At 72.0% G+C, this 17,533-nt stretch carries 16 protein-coding genes and 1 riboswitch; of the genes, 8 read left to right on the top strand and 8 right to left on the bottom strand.

The features are described from left to right. Nucleotides 1–92 precede the first annotated feature (92 nt). Nucleotides 93–545, bottom strand: a complete 453-nt coding sequence (locus OG357_RS17420; protein WP_329622032.1) for an Lrp/AsnC family transcriptional regulator — start codon at nt 543–545, stop codon at nt 93–95. A 120-nt stretch (nt 546–665) separates the two neighbouring features. On the opposite strand from OG357_RS17420, the gene OG357_RS17415 reads away from it, so the two are divergent. The 4 genes from OG357_RS17415 (at nt 666) to OG357_RS17400 (ending at nt 5,431) form a co-directional block, all read left to right on the top strand. After that, nucleotides 666–1,631, top strand: coding sequence for a DMT family transporter (locus OG357_RS17415; protein ID WP_329622031.1), 966 nt, complete (start codon nt 666–668; stop codon nt 1,629–1,631). Nucleotides 1,632–1,685: 54 nt separating this feature from the next. Next, the gene (locus OG357_RS17410; RefSeq protein WP_329622030.1) at nt 1,686–2,360 is read left to right on the top strand and encodes a DUF1707 SHOCT-like domain-containing protein; all 675 of its coding nucleotides are present in this window, start codon (nt 1,686–1,688) and stop codon (nt 2,358–2,360) included. A gap of 254 nt (nt 2,361–2,614) precedes the next feature. Further along, nucleotides 2,615–4,360 (top strand): diguanylate cyclase CdgB, encoded by a 1,746-nt coding sequence (gene cdgB, locus OG357_RS17405; RefSeq protein ID WP_329622029.1) that lies wholly within the window; start codon nt 2,615–2,617, stop codon nt 4,358–4,360. A 108-nt stretch (nt 4,361–4,468) separates the two neighbouring features. Further along, complete coding sequence (locus OG357_RS17400; protein ID WP_329622028.1) at nt 4,469–5,431, top strand: CBM35 domain-containing protein; 963 nt, start codon at nt 4,469–4,471, stop codon at nt 5,429–5,431. Nucleotides 5,432–5,475: 44 nt separating this feature from the next. Here OG357_RS17400 and OG357_RS17395 read toward each other — a convergent pair whose 3' ends face one another. From OG357_RS17395 to OG357_RS17385, 3 genes are all read right to left on the bottom strand, one after another. After that, nucleotides 5,476–6,408 carry a 1-phosphofructokinase family hexose kinase gene (locus OG357_RS17395; RefSeq protein WP_329622027.1) on the bottom strand — a complete coding sequence of 311 codons (933 nt, stop codon included), beginning with the start codon at nt 6,406–6,408 and terminating at the stop codon, nt 5,476–5,478. Between the two features lie 145 nt (nt 6,409–6,553). Then, nucleotides 6,554–7,708 carry an N-acetylglucosamine-6-phosphate deacetylase gene (gene nagA, locus OG357_RS17390; protein ID WP_329622026.1) on the bottom strand — a complete coding sequence of 385 codons (1,155 nt, stop codon included), beginning with the start codon at nt 7,706–7,708 and terminating at the stop codon, nt 6,554–6,556. Next, complete coding sequence (locus OG357_RS17385; protein WP_329622025.1) at nt 7,708–8,667, bottom strand: ROK family protein; 960 nt, start codon at nt 8,665–8,667, stop codon at nt 7,708–7,710. The genes nagA and OG357_RS17385 overlap by 1 nt, the downstream gene beginning before the upstream one ends. Nucleotides 8,668–8,920: 253 nt before the next feature. On the opposite strand from OG357_RS17385, the gene OG357_RS17380 reads away from it, so the two are divergent. From OG357_RS17380 to otsB, 3 genes are all read left to right on the top strand, one after another. Beyond that, nucleotides 8,921–10,204, top strand: coding sequence for an extracellular solute-binding protein (locus OG357_RS17380; RefSeq protein WP_329622024.1), 1,284 nt, complete (start codon nt 8,921–8,923; stop codon nt 10,202–10,204). 12 nt (nt 10,205–10,216) lie between these two features. Next, nucleotides 10,217–10,480, top strand: a complete 264-nt coding sequence (locus OG357_RS17375) for a DUF3263 domain-containing protein (RefSeq protein ID WP_329622023.1) — start codon at nt 10,217–10,219, stop codon at nt 10,478–10,480. Nucleotides 10,481–10,647: 167 nt separating this feature from the next. Then, nucleotides 10,648–11,490, top strand: coding sequence for a trehalose-phosphatase (gene otsB / locus OG357_RS17370; RefSeq protein ID WP_329622022.1), 843 nt, complete (start codon nt 10,648–10,650; stop codon nt 11,488–11,490). Between the two features lie 4 nt (nt 11,491–11,494). Here otsB and OG357_RS17365 read toward each other — a convergent pair whose 3' ends face one another. Beyond that, entirely contained in the window at nt 11,495–12,385 is an 891-nt protein-coding gene (locus OG357_RS17365) for an NAD(P)-dependent oxidoreductase (protein ID WP_329622021.1), read from the bottom strand. A gap of 97 nt (nt 12,386–12,482) precedes the next feature. Here OG357_RS17365 and OG357_RS17360 point away from each other — a divergent pair, with 97 nt between their 5' ends. Next, on the top strand, nt 12,483–12,836 hold the full coding sequence (locus OG357_RS17360; protein WP_329622020.1) for a winged helix-turn-helix transcriptional regulator: 354 nt from the start codon (nt 12,483–12,485) through the stop codon (nt 12,834–12,836). Here the strand turns inward: OG357_RS17360 and OG357_RS17355 are convergent. The 3 genes from OG357_RS17355 to OG357_RS17345 form a co-directional block, all read right to left on the bottom strand. Further along, complete coding sequence (locus tag OG357_RS17355) at nt 12,833–14,269, bottom strand: alpha,alpha-trehalose-phosphate synthase (UDP-forming) (RefSeq protein WP_329622019.1); 1,437 nt, start codon at nt 14,267–14,269, stop codon at nt 12,833–12,835. The two genes, OG357_RS17360 and OG357_RS17355, sit on opposite strands and share 4 nt — an antisense overlap. A 112-nt stretch (nt 14,270–14,381) precedes the next feature. Beyond that, nucleotides 14,382–16,241 carry a DUF7927 domain-containing protein gene (locus OG357_RS17350; protein WP_329622018.1) on the bottom strand — a complete coding sequence of 620 codons (1,860 nt, stop codon included), beginning with the start codon at nt 16,239–16,241 and terminating at the stop codon, nt 14,382–14,384. A 38-nt stretch (nt 16,242–16,279) separates the two neighbouring features. Next, on the bottom strand, nt 16,280–17,227 hold the full coding sequence (locus tag OG357_RS17345; protein WP_329622017.1) for a glucosyl-3-phosphoglycerate synthase: 948 nt from the start codon (nt 17,225–17,227) through the stop codon (nt 16,280–16,282). A gap of 159 nt (nt 17,228–17,386) precedes the next feature. Further along, nucleotides 17,387–17,533, top strand: a riboswitch (SAM riboswitch).

Below are 17,533 nucleotides of genomic sequence, written 5' to 3'. Positions count from 1 at the left end.
CGGCCGGGGGCCGCATCGGGCCCGGGGACCAGTTCGCCACCCCCGGGGGTCCTAGGACCCCCCAGTGTCCGCAACCCTCACGCAGGGATCCCTCACGTCGGGCCGATCACCTTCTTGCGCATGTGCCCGTACACCACCGACGTCCGTACGTCGGCGAGCTCCGGGCGCTTCGTCAGCTTGTCCAGGACCACCGCGTGCAGATGGTCGGTGTCGCGGACCGCGACGTGCACCAGGAAGTCGTCGTGCCCGGTGAGCACGAACAGCGAGATCACCTCCGGCATCCCCTCCAGGAAGGCCTGGAACGACTCGATCACCGCACGCGTCGGCGGGCGGACCCGTACGGCGATCACGGCCTGGAGCCCGCGGCCGATCGCCGCGAGGTCGGCCTCGGCGTGAAACCCCGTCAGGATGCCGCGCTCGCGCAGCGACCGGATCCGCTCCAGACAGGTCGACGGGGCGATGCCGAGCGCCTGGGCCATGTCCCGGTTGGTGCGCCGACCGTCCTCCTGGAGCATCCGCACCAACGCCGAATCAAGTTCGTCCACGATCGCCTCTCCCACTCGAATTCCGAAGGTAATTCGGATTCTAAGCGCGACCTTCGACAGTCGATTACTGTCCGCGTCGATTGGCTGATGTTTGTTCGGGATGAGGGGTGTGGGTTCGTTATGCGTGAGCGAGGGGCCGGCGTGTCGGCGGTGTGCGCCGTGGTGGCGGCCGCGCTGTTCTGGAGCAGTTCGTACGCGGTGACCAAACGGCTCCTCGATGACGTCGGCCCGCTCTCCATCGGCGCCGTCCGGTTCGCGCTGGCGGCCCTGCTCCTCGGCGTGGCGGTACGGCTGAACCGGCGCCGCGCGGCCCGGCCCGGCGCCCGTTCCGACGCCCGGCCGGACGCCCGGCAGCGGCGGCAGCTCTACCTGAGCGGCTTCCTCGGTATCACCGTCTACTTCGTCCTGGAGAACGTCGGCGTCGACCTGTCCACCGCGTCCGACGCGTCCCTGATCGTGGCCACGTACCCCCTGATGACGATGCTCCTGGAACGGGTCGTCCTCCGGGCCCGGATGCCGCCGCTGCGGATCGCGGGCGTCCTGCTGGCCACCACCGGCGCCTTCCTCGTCGTACGCAACGGCGCCCAGGTCGGCGGCAGCGCACGGTGGACGGGCGACGTCCTCCTGCTGCTCGGCGGGCTGGCCTGGGCCGGGTACAACGTGCTCGGCAAGCGCGCGAGCGCCGGGCAGAGCGCCATGAGCGTCACGTACCACCAGACCCTCGCGGGCGCGGCCGGATTCCTCCTCGCCTCCCTCGTCGAGGCCGGTGACTGGCGGATGCCGGACGCGACCGCCGCGGCGCTGCTCGTCTACCTGGCCGTGGCGTGCTCGGTCGGCGGATTCCTGCTCTACAACTACGGCCTGCGGAGGATGGCGTCGAGCGTCGCCGTGAACATCCTCAACCTGGTCCCGGTCTTCGGCGTCCTCGGCGCGGTCCTGATCAACGGCGAGTCGATCCGGCCGGCCCAGGCGGCGGGCGGCGCCGTCATCGTCGCCGGGGTGGCGCTGGGCATGGTCGAGCGGGAGCGGAAAGCTTCCGGACGGGCTTCCTCGCGGGACCTGGCCGAGACCCAAGACGCGATATAGCGTTAGTCCCCGGGCGTGAAGCCCTCGACGCTTCGACACGACCAGGGCGGACGCATGCCGCGAGAGATCTCGTCCACCGGGCAGCACTCGGGTTCCGGCTCCGGCCGCGGCGCGTCCGCGTCGCCCGAGCTGCGCGCCTCCCACGAGGACCGCGACCGGACCGTGGACGTCCTGCGCGTCGCGGCGGGCGACGGCCGGCTGACCCTGGACGAGCTGGACGAGCGCCTGGAGGTCGCCCTGTCGGCGCGTACCCTCGGCGAGCTCGCGGCGCTCACTGCCGACCTGCCGTCCGCGTCGCCGGGCGGCGCGGCCGCGGCCGAGGTCAAGGACGTGCTCAGGATCCACCAGAAGCACAGCACCATTACGCGCGCCGGGCGCTGGGTGGTGCCGCGGAGGATGGAGCTCATTGCGGAGTGGTGCGAGGTGACGCTCGACTTCACCGAGGCGGTGATCACGCAGGACACCCTGCGGATCGACGTGGACAGTCAGGGCAAGACCCTGACGCTGGTGACCCGGCCCGGCATCGTGGTCGACGTCGACGGCCTGGCCCTCGAACACAGCAGGTTCAGGATCCGCCGGACGCCGGACGCCGCCCCGGGCGCGCCCGTCCTGCTGCGGGTCGAGCTGGTCGGCAGGAAGAGCTTCGGCCGTGTCGTGGTGCGGCCCCCGCGCCGGACGTTCGGCCAGTGGCTGCTGCGCAGGCCGCCGGCCCTCCCCGCAGGCCACTGAAGGGCTTCCGGTGGCACGTGACCGGGGCACGTGTCCGGTGGCACGTGTCCCCGGTACGACCCACTAGGCCCGGACCACCCCACGAGGTTGTGCGCGACCCGCCATGACCTGCTGTGACTTGAGTCACAGACGGCAGTATTTGCTGACCCTGTGTACCGGGTGCGCAGCTCGCTGTGATTCAGTGGCAGGGACAGTGCAGCACGAAGCCGATGAGAACCCTGGAGTTGCTGTCGAGGTCTCGGGGAGAGCGAGCGATGGAGACCGAGTCGGAGCCGTACGTCCGTCTCTCGACCCTGCGGCAGCTGCATCAGGTCGTGGCGGACCTCAACACAGCCCGCAGCCTGGCGGACACCCTGCAGACCGTCGCCGACGGTGTCGTCGCCGGTCTCAACTACGAGCTGGCCTGCGTCAACCTCGTACGCCCCGACGGTGACCTCGTCGTCGCCGCCTTCGCCGGAAGCTCCGCCGCCGAGGCCCTGATCACCGGCCGGGTCGGCTCCCGCGCCTCCTGGGACCGCCGCCTCTCCATGGGCTCCGCCTGGGGCGAGCTCCGCTTCATCCCGCACACCGAGGGCTGGGTCCTCATGGAGGACGACGTCCCCCAGTGGCACACCGACGGCCCCGCACCCCGCTTCGAGGACGAGTGGCACCCCCACGACCGCCTCTACGCCCCCATGTACGCCTCCGGCTCCGGCCGTGAACTGCTCGGCGTCATATCCGTCGACCGCCCGCGCAACGGCCGGCACCCCGGCCCCTGGGGCCAGGAAGCGCTCCAGATGTACGCCTCGCAGTCGGCGATCGCGATCAGCAACGCCCGCCTCCGCTCCAACATGCAGCGCGCCCTCGTCCGGCTCGAAAGGGAACAGCAGGCCCTCCGCGCCAGCGAGGAGTCCTTCCGGCAGGCCTTCGAGTACGCCCCCTCCGGCATGGCCATCGCCGAGATGGGCGGCGACCAGCACGGCCGGCTCCTCCGTACCAACGACGCCCTGTGCCGGCTCCTCGGCCGGCCCGCGTCCGTCATGCGGCGCTACTCCTTCGCCGACCTCGTCCACCCCGAGGACATCGGGACACTGCTCCGGACCTCCGCCGAGGGCGGCCGCGCCGAGCTGCGCCTCGGGCGGCGCGACGGCACCTACGTCTGGGTCTCCCTGCGGAACTCGGTCGTCGCCGACACCGCCGACGGCCCCCGCTTCCTCCTCACCCACGTCGAGGACATCGAGGAGCGCAAGCGCCACGAGCTCCAGCTCGCCCACCGCGCCTCGCACGACGCCCTCACCGGCCTCCCCAACAGCGCCGAGCTGCGCTCCCGGCTCTCCGCCCGCCTCTGCGAGCGCCCGGCGCAGGCCGCGGGGTACGCCGGCTACGAGGGCGGCGCGGCGTACGAGAGCGGCGGGCACGACGGCGGCTACGACTCGGCCAGGGACGGCGGCTACGGCCAGGGACACGACGCCGGGCCCCACGTCGGCACCGGCGGCGAATCCGGCTACGAGTCGCCGTACGAGCACGAGCACGGCTTCGGTTTCGAGCCGGCGAACGGCGCCGGGCCGTACGACCACCACGTCCACAGCGTCGCCCCGTCCACGGGCGAGGTCGACGACGGCACGAAGGGGCTCGCCGTCCTCTTCTGCGACCTCGACGGCTTCAAGTCGATCAACGACCGCTTCGGGCACCACACCGGCGACGCCGTCCTCATCGAGGTCGCCCGCCGGCTCACCACGGGCGTCCGCGACGGGGACACCGTCGCCCGGCTCGGCGGCGACGAGTTCGTCGTCCTCGCCGACGGCCTGGGCGCGGCCGACGCCGCCGACCTGGCCGTACGCCTCCGGAACGCGATCATTCCGCCGATCCGGGTGGACGGCCGGGCGGTCCGGGTCGGGGCGAGTTTCGGCATCGGTTGGGCCGAGTGCGGGATGACCGTCGAAGAGGTCCTGAACTCCGCCGACCAGCGGATGTACATCGAGAAGCGCTCCCGCGCCAAGGTCCACCGCCGGGCCGGCTGAGTCCACCGCCACCCGTCCGCCTGTCAAGGCCCGCCCCGGGGGCTGGTCCGTTCGGGGTAGGCTCGGCCGGTCGGCGACGGCTGGCGAGCATGGATAGGAGTGACCCGGATGGCTGCCGGTAACCACGGCGCGAGCAAGCCCGAGGACGACGATCCGTTCGGCTACCTGTACGAGGACGGTCAGGCAGCGGGCGCCCAGGCGCCGCAGGGCGGCGGCTACGGCTACCCCGGCCCCGGAGCGGCTCAGCCCGGCGTGCCCCGGACCTCGTACAACCAGGTCAGGACGGTCGGCGAGCGCCAGTACGGTCAGCCGCCGCAGCAGCCCTACGTGCCGCCGCAGCAGCAGGCGCCCTACGGCCAGCCGCACGCGCAGTACGCCGCCCCCGAGACCTACGGCGGCCCGCCGACCCGCCAGGCCCCGCCGCCCTCGCGCGGCGGCTCCGGCGGCGGCCCCAACTCCAGGGGGCTGCTGATCGGCGCGGTCGCGGTCGTCGCGGTCGTCGTCGTCGGCATCGCCGCCGCCGTGATCACGAACAACGGCGACAAGGACGACAAGGACGGCCAGGCCGGTGGCGGCACGCCGTCGACCGCGCCCTCCTCCCAGGGCTCCGAGGAGCCCAGCACCGAGCCGAGCACGGAGCCGACCCCGGTCGAGCTGCCGAAGCAGGACGCGGCGACGCTGAAGCTGGGCGGCACGGCCGGCACGGAGAAGACCGTCAAGGGCGCCGAGGGCGTCGAGGGCACCTACGTCTCGGGCTTCAACGCGGTCGGTGCCTCGGTGACGTGGAAGGCGAACATGCCGACGGAGGGCGCGTACCGCCTGACCGTCCGCTACGCGATCCCCGCGGTCGACGCCAACGCCACCCTGACGGTCAACGGCAAGGCGAACTCCTCGCCGCTCGGTCTGAAGAACTTCATCAAGTCCTCGGACCCGAACCTGGAGAAGAACTGGCAGACCACCTGGGCGCCGGTCACCCTCCAGAAGGGCGACAACGAGATCAAGATCTCGTGCGAGACGGGCAATCAGTGCAACGTGCTGCTCGACTGGCTGGAAGTCACCCCGGGCGAGTAAGTCCGCGGCATTCCGGCCCCCCGACCCCCTGCCTCTCCCGAGGATCAGGGGGTCTCTTGCGTCACCTCTTGCGTCACCTTCACGCGGGGCAGCAGCTCCTCGTAGGCCGCCGCGTCGTACTCCCCGGCCACCGGGGAGAGGACCGTCGCCGCCGAGAGGGCGACCGCGCGGGTGAGGCGCTCGGGCCATGGGGCGTCGTCCACCAGGCCCGAGAGGAGGCCCGCGACGGCCGAGTCGCCCGCGCCGGTCGGATTGCCCTTCACGGCCGCGGGTGGGGCCGCGCGCCACAGGCCCTCGGGGGTGGCGGCGAGCAGCCCCTCCGGGCCGAGGGAGGAGACCACCGCGTGGGCGCCGCGGCGGCGGGCGTCGCGGGTGGCCCGGTGGGGTTCGCGGGAGCCGGTGAGCTGGGCGAGCTCGTCGGCGTTCGGCTTGACCAGGTCGGGGCGGGCGGCGATGCCCCGCCGCAGCGGTTCCCCGCTGGTGTCGAGGAGTACGGGGACGGCGGCCGCGCGCGCGAGCCGGACGAGTTCCGCGTACGCCCCCACGTGGATGCCCGGCGGCAGGCTGCCGCAGAGGGCGACGGCCCGGGCCCCGTCGAGGAGTTCGGTGAAGCGGTCCCGGAAGACGGCCCACTCGCCGGCGGTGACGGTCGGACCCGGCTCGTTGAGCTGGGTCGTGTCGCCGGTCGTGGTGTCGACGACGGCGACGGTACGGCGGGTGGGGCCCGCGGTCTCCACGAGCTCGTCGCGGACCGGGGTCGCGACGAGCAGGTCCCGCAGCATGGCGCCGGTCGCGCCGCCCGCGAAGCCGGTGGCGACGGTCTCGTGGCCGAGGGCGGCCAGCACGCGGGCCACGTTGAGGCCCTTGCCGCCGGGGCGTTCGATGACCTGGGTGACCCGGTGGGAGGCGTGCGGGGTGAGGGCGGGGACCCGGTAGGTCAGGTCCAGCGCCGTGTTGAGGGTGACTGTCAGAATCACCTGTGCACCCCCGTACTCCGTGTGAAGTCCTGCGGAACGGGCGTTCCGACGGGCACCGATCATGCCAAAGGAACGGCGGTTGGCCCAGACCCGCGACCAACCGCCCTTCCGTTTGACGCCGTATGACCGCTGATCAGACCGCTGATCAGGCCGATGTGGTGGTCGTCGGGTCGACGATCCAGGCGCCCTTGCGCATGACGCCCTTGAGGTTGAACTCGGCGTCGAGGACGACGATGTCGGCGTCCTTGCCGGGCTCCAGGGAGCCGACCCGGTCGTAGACGCCGAGGAGACGGGCGGGGTTGGCGGAGATGGCCTGGACGACCGACTCGACGGGGAGGCCGTCGATGGTGACGGCGCGCTTGAAGGCGCGGTCCAGGGTGAGGGTCGAGCCGGCGATGGAGCCGCCCTCGACGAGGCGGGCGACGCCGTCCTTGACCTCGACGGCGAGCGGGCCGAGGGAGTAGTGGCCGTCGCCGAAGCCCGCCGCGTCCATCGCGTCGGTGATGAAGGCGACCCGCTGGGGGCCCGCGTGGTGGAAGGCGAGCTCCAGGGAGGCGGGGTGGAGGTGCGTGCCGTCGTTGATGAGCTCGACGGTGATCCGCTCGTCCTCCAGGAGCGCGGCGATCGGGCCGGGCGCGCGGTGGCCGAGGGCGGGCATCGCGTTGTAGAGGTGCGTGGCGACGGTGGCGCCCGCGTCGATGGCGGCGACGGTCTGCTCGTACGTCGCGTCGGTGTGGCCGATCGCGGCGATCACGCCGTGCTCGGCGAGGAGGTGTACGGAGTTGATGCCGCCGGGCAGCTCGGTGGCGAGCGTGACCATCTTGGCCTGGCCGCGGCCGGCGTCGATCAGCTTGCGGACCTCGGCCGGGTCGGGGTCGCGGAGCAGCGTCTCGTCGTGGGCGCCCTTGCGGCAGGGGGAGATGAACGGGCCCTCGAAGTGGAGGCCGGCGATCTCGCCCTGCTCGGCGAGTTCGGAGAGCAGGCCGGCCCGCCGGGTGAGGAAGTCCATGTCGCCGGTGACGAAGGAGGCGACGACGGTGGTGGTGCCGTGCAGGCGGTGGGTGTGGACGCCGGTGAGGACGTCGTCGACGGTGCCGGAGGTGAAGGACGCGCCGCCGCCGCCGTGGTTGTGCATGTCGACGAAGCCGGGGACGAGCCAGTGCCCGGTGAGGTCGATGGCCGGGGCGCCTTCCGGGGCACTGCCGGTGATGCGGTCGCCCTCGACGATCACGCGTCCGTTCTCGACGATTCCGGTGGGCAGCACGACGTGTGCGCCGGCGAGAACCTTGTGATCGGCCATCAGGCGGAAACCTCCGAGTCGGTGGGGCGCTGGGGGTGCTGGTCGGCGAGCAGATCCCAGGCGAGGAGGCCCGCGCCCAGGCAACCGGCGGTGTCCCCGAGGGCCGCCGGGACGATGGCGGGCAGCTTCTGGAACGTGACTCGCTCCTCCACCGCGGCCCGAAGTGGTGTGAACAAGGTTTCCCCGGCCTCGGCGAGACCGCCACCGATGATGAGCGTGCTGGGGTCCAGCAGGGTGAGCGCGGTGACGAGGCCGTCGGCGAGGGCGTCGACAGCGTCCTGCCAGACCCGTAGGGCGGTGGCGTCGCCGGACTCGACGGCCTTGGCGCAGTCGGCGGCGTCGGCCTCGGGATCGCCGGAGGCGGCGGCCCAGGCCTGGGAGACGGCGGAGGCGGAGGCGTACCGCTCCAGGCAGCCGCGCTGGCCGCAGGTGCAGTCGGTGCCGCCGGGGCGGACGACGATGTGGCCGATCTCGCCGGCGTAGCCGTGGGCGCCGGCCTCGATGCGGTCGCCGATGCCGATGGCGCCGGCGATGCCGGTGCCGAGGGGCACGAAGAGGAAGCGGTCGGCGCCGTTGCCGGCGCCGATGCGTCCTTCGGCGAGGCCGCCGGTGCGGACGTCGTGGCCGAGGGCGACGGGGATGCCGTCGAGGCGCCGGCTGAGGAGTTCGCGCATGGGAACGTCGCGCCAGCCGAGGTTGGACGCGTAGACGGCGATGCCGTTCTCGGCGTCGACGATGCCGGGGACGGCGACTCCCGCGGCCGCGGCGGGCTCGCCGTACCGCTCCTGGCCGAGGGCGCGGAGGTCCTCGGCGAAGCCGAGGATCGTCTCGACCACGGCCTCGGGGCCGCGGTCGCGCCCGGTGGCGCGGCGGGCCTCGTGGAGCAGGGTGCCGTCCGCCCCGACTAGGGCGGCCTTCATGCCGGTGCCGCCCACATCCAGGGCGATGACGTGTCTCACGGGGGACAGTTTGGCGCGCGGGGACCCAAAAGGTCTAGTCCACTGCCGAGGATTGTTGCGTACGGATACAAATTCGGGACCCGTCATGGGTCCATGGTCCCGGCTGTGTTGCGGAAGTGATACCCAGGTGGTGTAGACCTCATGCCCGGCCGCGGGGGAGACTTGCGTCCCTGCGTAGAGCAAACGCGCAGCTCACAGCCGTGTGAAAACCGTGCACATAACAACTCAACGCAGCTCAACGACGAGCAAAAAGGTGGATGAAGCCGTGGAGCGGCGACGATTCCTTGGACTGACCGCGGCCGCCGCCGCCCTCGGACTGACCGCCACGGTCGCCGGATGCGGCGTCCTGGAGGGCGAATCCGGTGACGTGACCCTCAGACTGGTCGCCGCCGACTACGACCTGACCGGCGGGGACACGACCAAGAAGTACTGGGCCGACCTCGTCGCCGCCTTCGAGGCGGAGCACCCCGGTGTGAAGGTCGAGGTCCAGATCGAGTCCTGGGACGACGTCGACCGCAAGGTCGCCGAGATGGTCAAGGCCGACGAGGCCCCCGACGTCGCCCAGATCGGCGCCTACGCCGACTACGCGGCCGCCGGTGAGCTCTACGCCGCCGACCAGATCCTCTCCATCCCCGTCCAGGCCAACTTCCTCGCGCCGCTCGTCGCCGCCGGAGAGACCAAGCGCACCCAGTACGGGCTGCCGTTCGTCGCCTCCACCCGGCCGCTCTTCTACAACAAGGCCCTCTTCGAGGAGGCCGGCGCCGAGGCCCCCACCACCTGGGACGAGCTGGCCGCGGCCGCCGAGAAGCTCAAGGACAAGGGCGTCAAGACCCCCTTCGCGCTGCCGCTCGGCCCCGAGGAGGCCCAGGCCGAGGCCCTCATGTGGCTCCTCAGCGGTGGCGGCGGCTGGACCGACGCCACCGACCACTACGCCGTCGACTCCGAGGCGAACGTCCGCACCTTCGACTGGCTGAAGAAGAACCTGGTCGGCAAGGGCCTCACCGGCCCCGTCGCCCCCGGCAAGCTCAACCGCAAGGCCGCCTTCGCCGCCTTCGCGAGCGGCGAGGTCGGCATGCTCAACGGCCACCCCTCGCTGGTCAAGGAAGCCGCGAAGAAGGGCGTCGAGGTCGGCCAGGTGCCGCTGCCCGGCATCGACGGTAAGCCCAGGACCTCCATGGGCGTCGCCGACTGGATCATGGGCTTCAAGCAGAACGGCCACCGCAAGGAGATCGGCGACTTCCTCAACTTCGTCTTCACCGACGAGAACGTCCTGAAGTTCGCCGGCGACAACGACCTGCTCCCGGTCACCGTCAGCGCCTCCACCCGCATGGAGACCGACCCCGAGTACGCCAACCTGCGCGAGTTCCTCAAGGGGCTCCCGGACTCCCAGCTCCCGCCCGTCGGCAAGACCTCCTGGGCCACGGTCAGCGAGAACGTCAAGCAGAACATCGGCAAGGCCGTCACCCCCGCCGGCCGCCCCGCCGAGGTCCTCGGCACGATAGGCCGGGCGGCGACGGCGGCGGAGAACGCCGAGTAATAAGTTGGTCGTATGACCGAAGAGCAGGGGACGACGGACGGCGGCAGCGGGGACGGGCTCGGCGAGCGCGAGCGGGCCCTGCTTGCCGTCGAGCGCCGCTCCTGGCCCGGCCCCGGCGCCAAGGAGCGGGCCGTCCGTGAGGGGCTCGGCCTCTCCCCGACCCGCTACTACCAGCTGCTCAACGCCCTCCTCGACGACCCGCGCGCCCTCGCCCACGACCCGGTCACGGTCAACCGGCTGCGCCGGGTGAGGGCGGAGAAGCAACGGCGCAGGTGAGTGAGGTCCGCCAGCGCCGGAATCGGGGACGCTCCCAGCGGTGCGACGGGTGAGGGCTGAGGCCGGATCGCGCGGCATGCCCGGTGGGGGTCGGGGTGGCGATCCGAGCGCGGCCAAACCCTGCTGTCCTGTGTCGGCGGACGCCCCGCGTCGGTAGGGTCGTGAACATGGTCAGAAGCCTCCCGCACCCGACCACATCCGCCGGCGCCGACGGTCTGGCCGCGCTTCTCGCGCGGCCCGCGAAAGCCGTCGTCGCCCTCGACTTCGACGGCACGCTCGCCGAGATCGTCCCCGACCCCGAACAGGCCCGCGCCCACCCCGGTGCCGTGGCCGCCCTCGCCGCCCTCGCTCCCGAGGTCGCCTCCGTCGCCGTCGTGACCGGCCGCCCCGCCGGGGTCGCCGTCCGCTACGGGGGCTTCGCCGGAGTCCCCGGCCTCGGACACCTCGTCGTCCTCGGCCACTACGGCGCCGAACGCTGGGACGCCGTCACCGGCACCGTCAAGGCCGCCGCCCCGCACCCGGGCGTGGCCTCCGTCCGCGCCGAACTCCCCGGCTTCCTCGACCGGGCCGGCGCCTGGCCGGGCGTCTGGATCGAGGAGAAGGGCCGGGCGGTCGCCGTCCACACCCGCCGCGCCCTCGACCCGGAAGGCGCCTTCGAGGCCCTCAAGGGCCCCCTCGGCGACCTCGCCACCCACCACGGCCTGGTCCTGGAACCCGGCCGCATGGTCCTGGAGCTGCGGCCCCCGGGCATGGACAAGGGCGTGGCGCTCGCCGAGTACGTACGGGAGACGGGCGCCGGATCCGTGCTCTACGCGGGCGACGACCTGGGCGACCTGCCCGCCTTCGCCGCCGTCGAGAAACTCCGCTCCGACGGCACCCCCGGCCTCCTGGTCTGCAGCGGCTCCACCGAGGTCCCGGAACTCGCCGCCCGCGCGGACCTCTCGGTGGCGGGCCCGCCGGGGGTCGTGGACTTCCTGGCCGCGCTCGCGGAGGCGGTACGGGGGGCCTGACCGGTCACTTCCCTCGTACGAGCAGGTCGACCACGCCCGTGAGGTCCTCGTCGCCGCTGCCGAGGGCCAGCCGGCGGCGCATCAGCTCGAAGAACGGGCTGATCAGTTCCGGGCTCACGCCCTGCTCCTCGGCCGTGGTGAGGAAGGTCGGGACACCGGCCACCTGCATGGCCAGGTTGGAGACCACGTCCTCGGTGAGGGCGCCGCTCGTCAGCTGCTTGCCGGTCTGTGTGATCGACGGGCCGGCCATCGCCGTGATCCAGTCCACGAGCAGCGGGGCGAACGCGACCGGGTCGATGTCCTCCTTCCGGATCAGGGCGAAGGCGTGCGTGGCGCCCGAGATCATCCCGTACATCGCGCTGAGCAGGGCCACGTCGTACAGGGCCGCGTGGCCCGCGTCCTCGCCGACGTACGTGGTGCCCACGGGCACGGCCAGGGTCTCCCGGTGCTCCGCGAACAGCTCCTTCGAGCCGCTGTAGAACACGTACCCGCCGGCCTCCGGGATGCCGACCATCGGCGGTACGGCCATGATCCCGCCGTCCAGGTAGCGGGCCCCGCGCTCGCGGGCCCACTCGCCGCGGGCGCGGGCCTGGGCCGGGGTCGTGGTGGTGAGGTTGACGAGGTCCTTCCCCGCCAGGTCGGCGTCGGCGAGGGCCTCGCCGACCGAGGCGTCGTCCAGGAGGCAGACGACGACGAGGGTGCTCGCGGCGACCGCCTCGGCGGCGCTGCCGGCGGGCTTCGCACCCTCGCCGACAAGTCCGGCCGCGCGGCCCGGGGTGCGGTTCCAGACGGTGAGCGGGTGACCGGCGGTGAGCCAGGTACGGGCCAGGGCGGTGCCCATCGCACCGAGGCCGAGCAGGGTGACGGGGGTCTTCTGTGCGGTGTTCTGTGTCATGCCCCCAGGCTGCTCCAGGGCCCTGACCTGCTCAAGTACCCACTTGGAAGTGGGTGGTTACCCTGAGGTGAGTGAACACGTCAGAAGGGTGTGGGGGATGGCGACGCTGAACCGGCCCGGGGCCGACGACGAGCACGTCTGCGGGATCGACACCTCGATGGAGGTGATCGGCGGCAAGTGGAAGGTGCTCATCCTGTGGGCGCTCCACGTCCACCCGCGGAGCCGCTTCGGCGCGCTGCGGCGGCTGATTCCCGGCATCACCGAGAAGGTGCTCGCCTCCCACCTGCGGGAGATGGAGGCCGACGGGATCGTGGACCGCGTCTCGTACGACGAGGTCCCGCCCCGCGTCGAGTACGGCCTGACGAAGGACGGGATGCGCCTCAACGACGCCCTGGAGCCGCTGGCGGCCTGGGGCCGCGAGCGTCGGGAGCGGAAGGAAGGCACTCCCTAGTCGCGCAGCGCCTCCAGTTGGTTCAGGAACCAGCGTTGTGGTGGCAGGGCCGTGGCCGCCGTGGCGAGGCGTTCGGAGCGGGCGGCGCGTTCGGTCGGCGGCATCGACAGGGCGGTGTGGAGGGCTTCGGCGGTCTCCGACACGTCGAACGGGTTCACGGTGAGCGCGTCCTCGCGCAGTTCCTCGTACGCCCCCGCCTCCCGCGACAGGACCAGCGCGCAGCCGGCCTCCGAGACGACCGGTATCTCCTTCGCGACCAGGTTCATGCCGTCGCGCACCGGGTTCACCAGGGCCACGTCCGCGAGGCGGTAGGCGGCCAGGGAGCGGGTGAAGTCGTCCCGTACCGAGACCAGGACCGGCTGCCAGTCGGCAGTGCCGAACTCGGTGTTGATCTCCGAGGCGAGCCGCGCCACCGCGGTCGTGTACTGGCGGTACGACTCCAGGTCCTGCCGCGAGGGGTACGCCGAGGCCAGGTGGACCACCCGGTCGCGCCACTCGGGGTGGGTGGTGAGCAGCTCGCGGTAGGCGAGGAGGCCGCGGAGGATGTTCTTGGAGAGCTCGGTGCGGTCGACACGGACGATCGTCCTGCGGTCGCCGATCTCCTCCCGGAGCCGGGCCAGCCGTTCGTCCACCTCGGGGCGGTGCGCGAGCGCCCGCAGCTCGTCGGCGTCCACGCCGAGTGGGTACGCCCGGACCCGGGTGTGGGCCTTTTCCGAGCCGTGCCGCATGTGTTCCACCCCGCGCCAGGGGTCCCCGCTGCGCCACAGGCCCTGGGCCGACCCCGCCGCGCCGTCCATGGACGCGCCGCTGACGAACGCCGACGCCCATCCCCAGGTGTGGAAACCCAGCTCGTCCGCGCCGAGCATCCCCCACAGGAGCTCCTCGCGGATGTCGTCCGGGAGCATCCGCAGGTACTCCGGGGAGGCCCACGGGGTGTGCGTGAAGTGGGCGATCCGCAGGTCGGGGCGGAGTTCGCGGAGCATCCCCGGGACCAGGGCCAGGTGGTAGTCCTGGACGAGGACCGCCGCGCCTTCCTCCGCCTCGGCGGCCAGGGCCTCGGCGAAGGCGCGGTTGTAGCTCCGGTACGCCTCCCAGCGGCGCCGGAACTCCGCGTCGAAGACGGGCTCGCGCGGGATGTCGTACAGATGGTGGTGGAGGAACCACAGCACCGAGTTCGCGATGCCGTTGTAGGCGTCGGCGTACACGTCCGGGGCGATGTCCAGCATCCGGACGCCCGGCTCGCCGATCCCGCGCCGTACGGCCTCGCGGTCGCCCTCGCCTAGGGCCGCGCACACCCACAGGCTGTCCTGGGACGAGATGGCGCTCAGGCCCGAGACCAGGCCGCCTCCGCCCCTGCGGGCGTCGAGCTCACCGTCCTCGCCGAGCACGTACGAGACGGGTCCCCGGTTGGATGCCACGAGCACAGTAGCCATGTGGCGAACCTAGCCCGTCCCGTAAACGCTCAAACGTACGTATACGAGACGGGCCGATCCGGCCACGGAGGGTCAGCGGGGGTCAGCGGGAGTCAGTGCGGGTCAGTGCCGGTCAGCGCTCGCGTCGGCCGCGCATCGCCGCCTTCGCCACCAGGCCCGTCGCCCCGAGTGCCACGCCGAGCGCGCCGAGCAGCCACAGCCGCTCACCGCTGCTGCCCGTCTCGGCCATCGAGCCGCCGTTCTGCCCGTGCGGCCCCGGCGCCGGGACCACCGGGGCGGCGGACGTGGTCGTCGAGGGGGAAGGGGCCGGGGTCGTCGGGGAGGGCGGGTCCGTGGGTTCCACCGGTGCCGAGGACGTCGGTGTCGGCGGCGTCGTCGGGTCCGTCGGCTCAGGGTCCGGGTTCGTCGGCGTCGGCGTCGGCGTCGGCGTCGGGCTCGGCTTCGGGGGCTCGATCACCGGGGTCACCGCGCAGGCCGGGTCCTTGCTGCCGTCGCCGCAGTTGGAGCGCGGGGTTGCCACCTCGACGCTGTTGCGGAGCTTCCCGTCGCCGGCCACCGGGTCCTTGATCTTCACCGAGTACGTGACGGTCGCCGTCTTCCCGGCGGGGATGTTTCCGATGTACCCGATCTTCGGCTTCGTGTACGACACCTCGCCCAGGTCCGTCTTCACGTCGCCCTTGTAGTCGGCGTCGTCGAGGTTCCCGGTGAGGTCGTCGCTGAACTTGGCGTTCGGGTAGTCGATCGTGCTGATGTTCTTCGCGGTGATCGTGTACGTGAGGGTGTCGCCCGGCTTCACCGTGCGCGGGCTCGCCGTCTTGGTGATCTCCAGGTCGGGCACCGGCACGGAGAAGGCCAGTCCCGACGGCACGTAGGTGTCGCCGTTCGTGGAGAAGGTCAGATCCGCCGAGGTCGCGCCCTGCGGGATGGCGCCGGCCGGGATGTCGAAGGCCTTGGCGTCGATGCTGAGGTTGTTGACGAGCTTCGGGGCGACCGCGCCGTCGTCCTCGCTGACGAAGAAGTTGTTGGTGTTGCCGGTGTGGGCCTCGGTGACGTTCTTGCCGTCGACGAGGAACTTGTCGCCCGGGGTGTTCCAGTCGCCCTCGTACGCGGTGACGCTCGCCCGTGCCGTGCCACCGCTCCGGTAGAAGCCGTCGACGGTGATCGTGGTGGCGGGCGAGGTCGAGCGCTGGAGGACGTGGCCGCCGTAGACGTACACGTTCCGCCGCTCCGGGGCCTTGACCGGGTCGGGGCCGGGGAACTTGTGGACGACCGTCAGGGACCAGCCCGCCACGCAGCCCTTGCCGGTCGGCGCCCAGATGTTGCCGACGGCCACCTGCGCGTCCGTCCCCGAGACGCCCGCGAAGGCGGCGGTCACGTCCGACTCGCCCGTGTAGTAGTGCGGGCCGTTGGTGTCGGACGGGTCGGTGACCATGCTGTCGATCGAGACCGGCGTCGCCGCCCCCGCCCCGACCCTGATCATCGGCGCGGTCGTCGCCGGGTCGCCGGGTGAGGCCTCGACGTCGGTGCCGGAGATGTCGCAGCGCTGGAGCTGGGCCCCGCTCGGGCCCTTGTACGTGCCGTCGTTGCCGCCCCAGAACAGCCGGGCGTACGCGACCTCGGCGCCCGCCGGGATCACGACGTGGCCGGTACTGGAGCCGTACTGCGGTGCCCCGCCGCCCGTCGCCAGGCCGGCGGCGTCGATTCGCTGCATCACGAAGGTGTTGTTGTTGTCGGAGCCCTCGCCCTTCGCGGCGGCCGCGCAGCGCGCGGCCATGTCCGCGGGGGAGGTGGGGCAGCCCATGACCGTGTTGCCGAGGGTCGTGAAGTCGCCGTAGATCGACTCGTCGTACCGCTTGCCGAAGGGCTCGATGACGTCCGCCGAGGCCGGACCGGCCGTCGAGAGCGCAAGCGAGGCCACGGCGAGGCCGACGACCGCCGCCACACTGCCCAGGTGTTGTTGTCTGAAGCGCATAAAAGGGCAATGTAGGCAAAACGGATCATCTGGTGGCGTTACGCCACGCGGCGGCGCGTGTACTCCCTGATGTCGAGCATCGGCGGCCGCTCCTCCGTGTCCACCGCGTAGGTCCGCGGGACGAACCCGTCCTCGCCCCGCTCGAACTGCGTCAGCCGCGGCCGTACGAGGTGCCCGCGCGACAGCCGCAGCTGCGCCGTCCGGTAGATCGCCGCCGCCATCCGGCCGAGCGCCCGCTCGTCCTGATGGCGGTGCTTGCGCACACCCACGTCGACCTGCGCGAGCGCGTCCAGGCCCACCGTGTGCAGCGCGTCGACGAGCAGCCCCAGCTCCACTCCGTAACCGACGGGGAAGGGCAGCCGCTCCAGGAGCGAGCGCCGCACCGCGTACTCGCCGCCCAGCGGCTGGACGAAGCCGGCCAGCTGCGGCCAGTGCAGGTTGAGCAGCGGGCGTGCCACCAGCTCGGTCACGCGACCGCCCTGGCCAGGAGTGTCCCCGGCTCCGAACGGGCGGTCGTAGGTCGCCTTCACGAAGTCGATGTCGGGGTCGGTGAGCAGCGGGCCCACGATCCCCGTCACGAAGTCCGCGGAGAAGTCCCGCAGATCCGCGTCCACGAAGCACACGACGTCCCCGCTCGTCACCATGAGCGACCGCCACAGGACCTCGCCCTTGCCGGGGACGGCCGGTATCCGGGGGAGGATCGCGTCCCGCGCGACCACCCGCGCCCCGGCCGCCGCGGCCACCTCCGCCGTACGGTCGGTGGAGCCCGAGTCGATCACGACCAGTTCGTCGACGAGCGGCACCGCCTCGGACATCAGCTCGCGGCGGATCACGGCGACGATGTCGCCGACCGTCGCCTCCTCGTTCAGCGCCGGCAGCACGACGCTGACCTTCGTGTTTCGCTTGGCGGCGAGGATCCGCTCCATCGGCCGGTCAGCCACGGACCAGGACCGCCGGTCCAGCCAGCGCTCCACCTCTTCCAGCACGTGATCTCCATCTCGCGGTACGGACGGCCCGTCCAAGCGCCGGGGCCTTCGGTTACAGTCTTGAACAACGCGGATGCCCGATGCACGTCGGGGTGCCGCCCGCGTCGGAGCGCAGGAACGAAGCCCGCAAGGACTTCACCGCACTTCACAATCGAATACCGCTCATCCAGAGGGGCAGAGGGAAACGGCCCGTTGAAGCCCCGGCAACCCTCCAGTCGGTTCGTCTCGTCCTCCAGCGAGGCCCCCGGCTAGGGAAGGTGCCAAATCCGTCTCATGACGAAAAGTTCGTCATGGGAAAGATGAGGA

This window comes from Streptomyces sp. NBC_01255, assembly GCF_036226445.1.
In the GTDB taxonomy this organism is placed as follows: Bacteria; Actinomycetota; Actinomycetes; order Streptomycetales; family Streptomycetaceae; genus Streptomyces.
Note: the sequence above shows the minus strand (reverse complement) of the source record. Positions and strands in the feature narration are given on the sequence as shown.

Bases quoted from the DNA above. Each gene is read 5' to 3' on its own strand.
- OG357_RS17350 (WP_329622018.1), bottom strand. From the start codon at position 16,241: ATGCGCTTCAGACAACAACACCTGGGCAGTGTGGCGGCGGTCGTCGGC.
- OG357_RS17410 (WP_329622030.1), top strand. From the start codon at position 1,686: ATGCCGCGAGAGATCTCGTCCACCGGGCAGCACTCGGGTTCCGGCTCC.
- OG357_RS17360 (WP_329622020.1), top strand. From the start codon at position 12,483: ATGGCGACGCTGAACCGGCCCGGGGCCGACGACGAGCACGTCTGCGGG.
- OG357_RS17355 (WP_329622019.1), bottom strand. From the start codon at position 14,269: ATGGCTACTGTGCTCGTGGCATCCAACCGGGGACCCGTCTCGTACGTG.
- nagA (WP_329622026.1), bottom strand. From the start codon at position 7,708: ATGGCCGATCACAAGGTTCTCGCCGGCGCACACGTCGTGCTGCCCACC.
- OG357_RS17400 (WP_329622028.1), top strand. From the start codon at position 4,469: ATGGCTGCCGGTAACCACGGCGCGAGCAAGCCCGAGGACGACGATCCG.
- cdgB (WP_329622029.1), top strand. From the start codon at position 2,615: ATGGAGACCGAGTCGGAGCCGTACGTCCGTCTCTCGACCCTGCGGCAG.
- OG357_RS17375 (WP_329622023.1), top strand. From the start codon at position 10,217: ATGACCGAAGAGCAGGGGACGACGGACGGCGGCAGCGGGGACGGGCTC.
- otsB (WP_329622022.1), top strand. From the start codon at position 10,648: ATGGTCAGAAGCCTCCCGCACCCGACCACATCCGCCGGCGCCGACGGT.
- OG357_RS17415 (WP_329622031.1), top strand. From the start codon at position 666: ATGCGTGAGCGAGGGGCCGGCGTGTCGGCGGTGTGCGCCGTGGTGGCG.
- OG357_RS17365 (WP_329622021.1), bottom strand. From the start codon at position 12,385: ATGACACAGAACACCGCACAGAAGACCCCCGTCACCCTGCTCGGCCTC.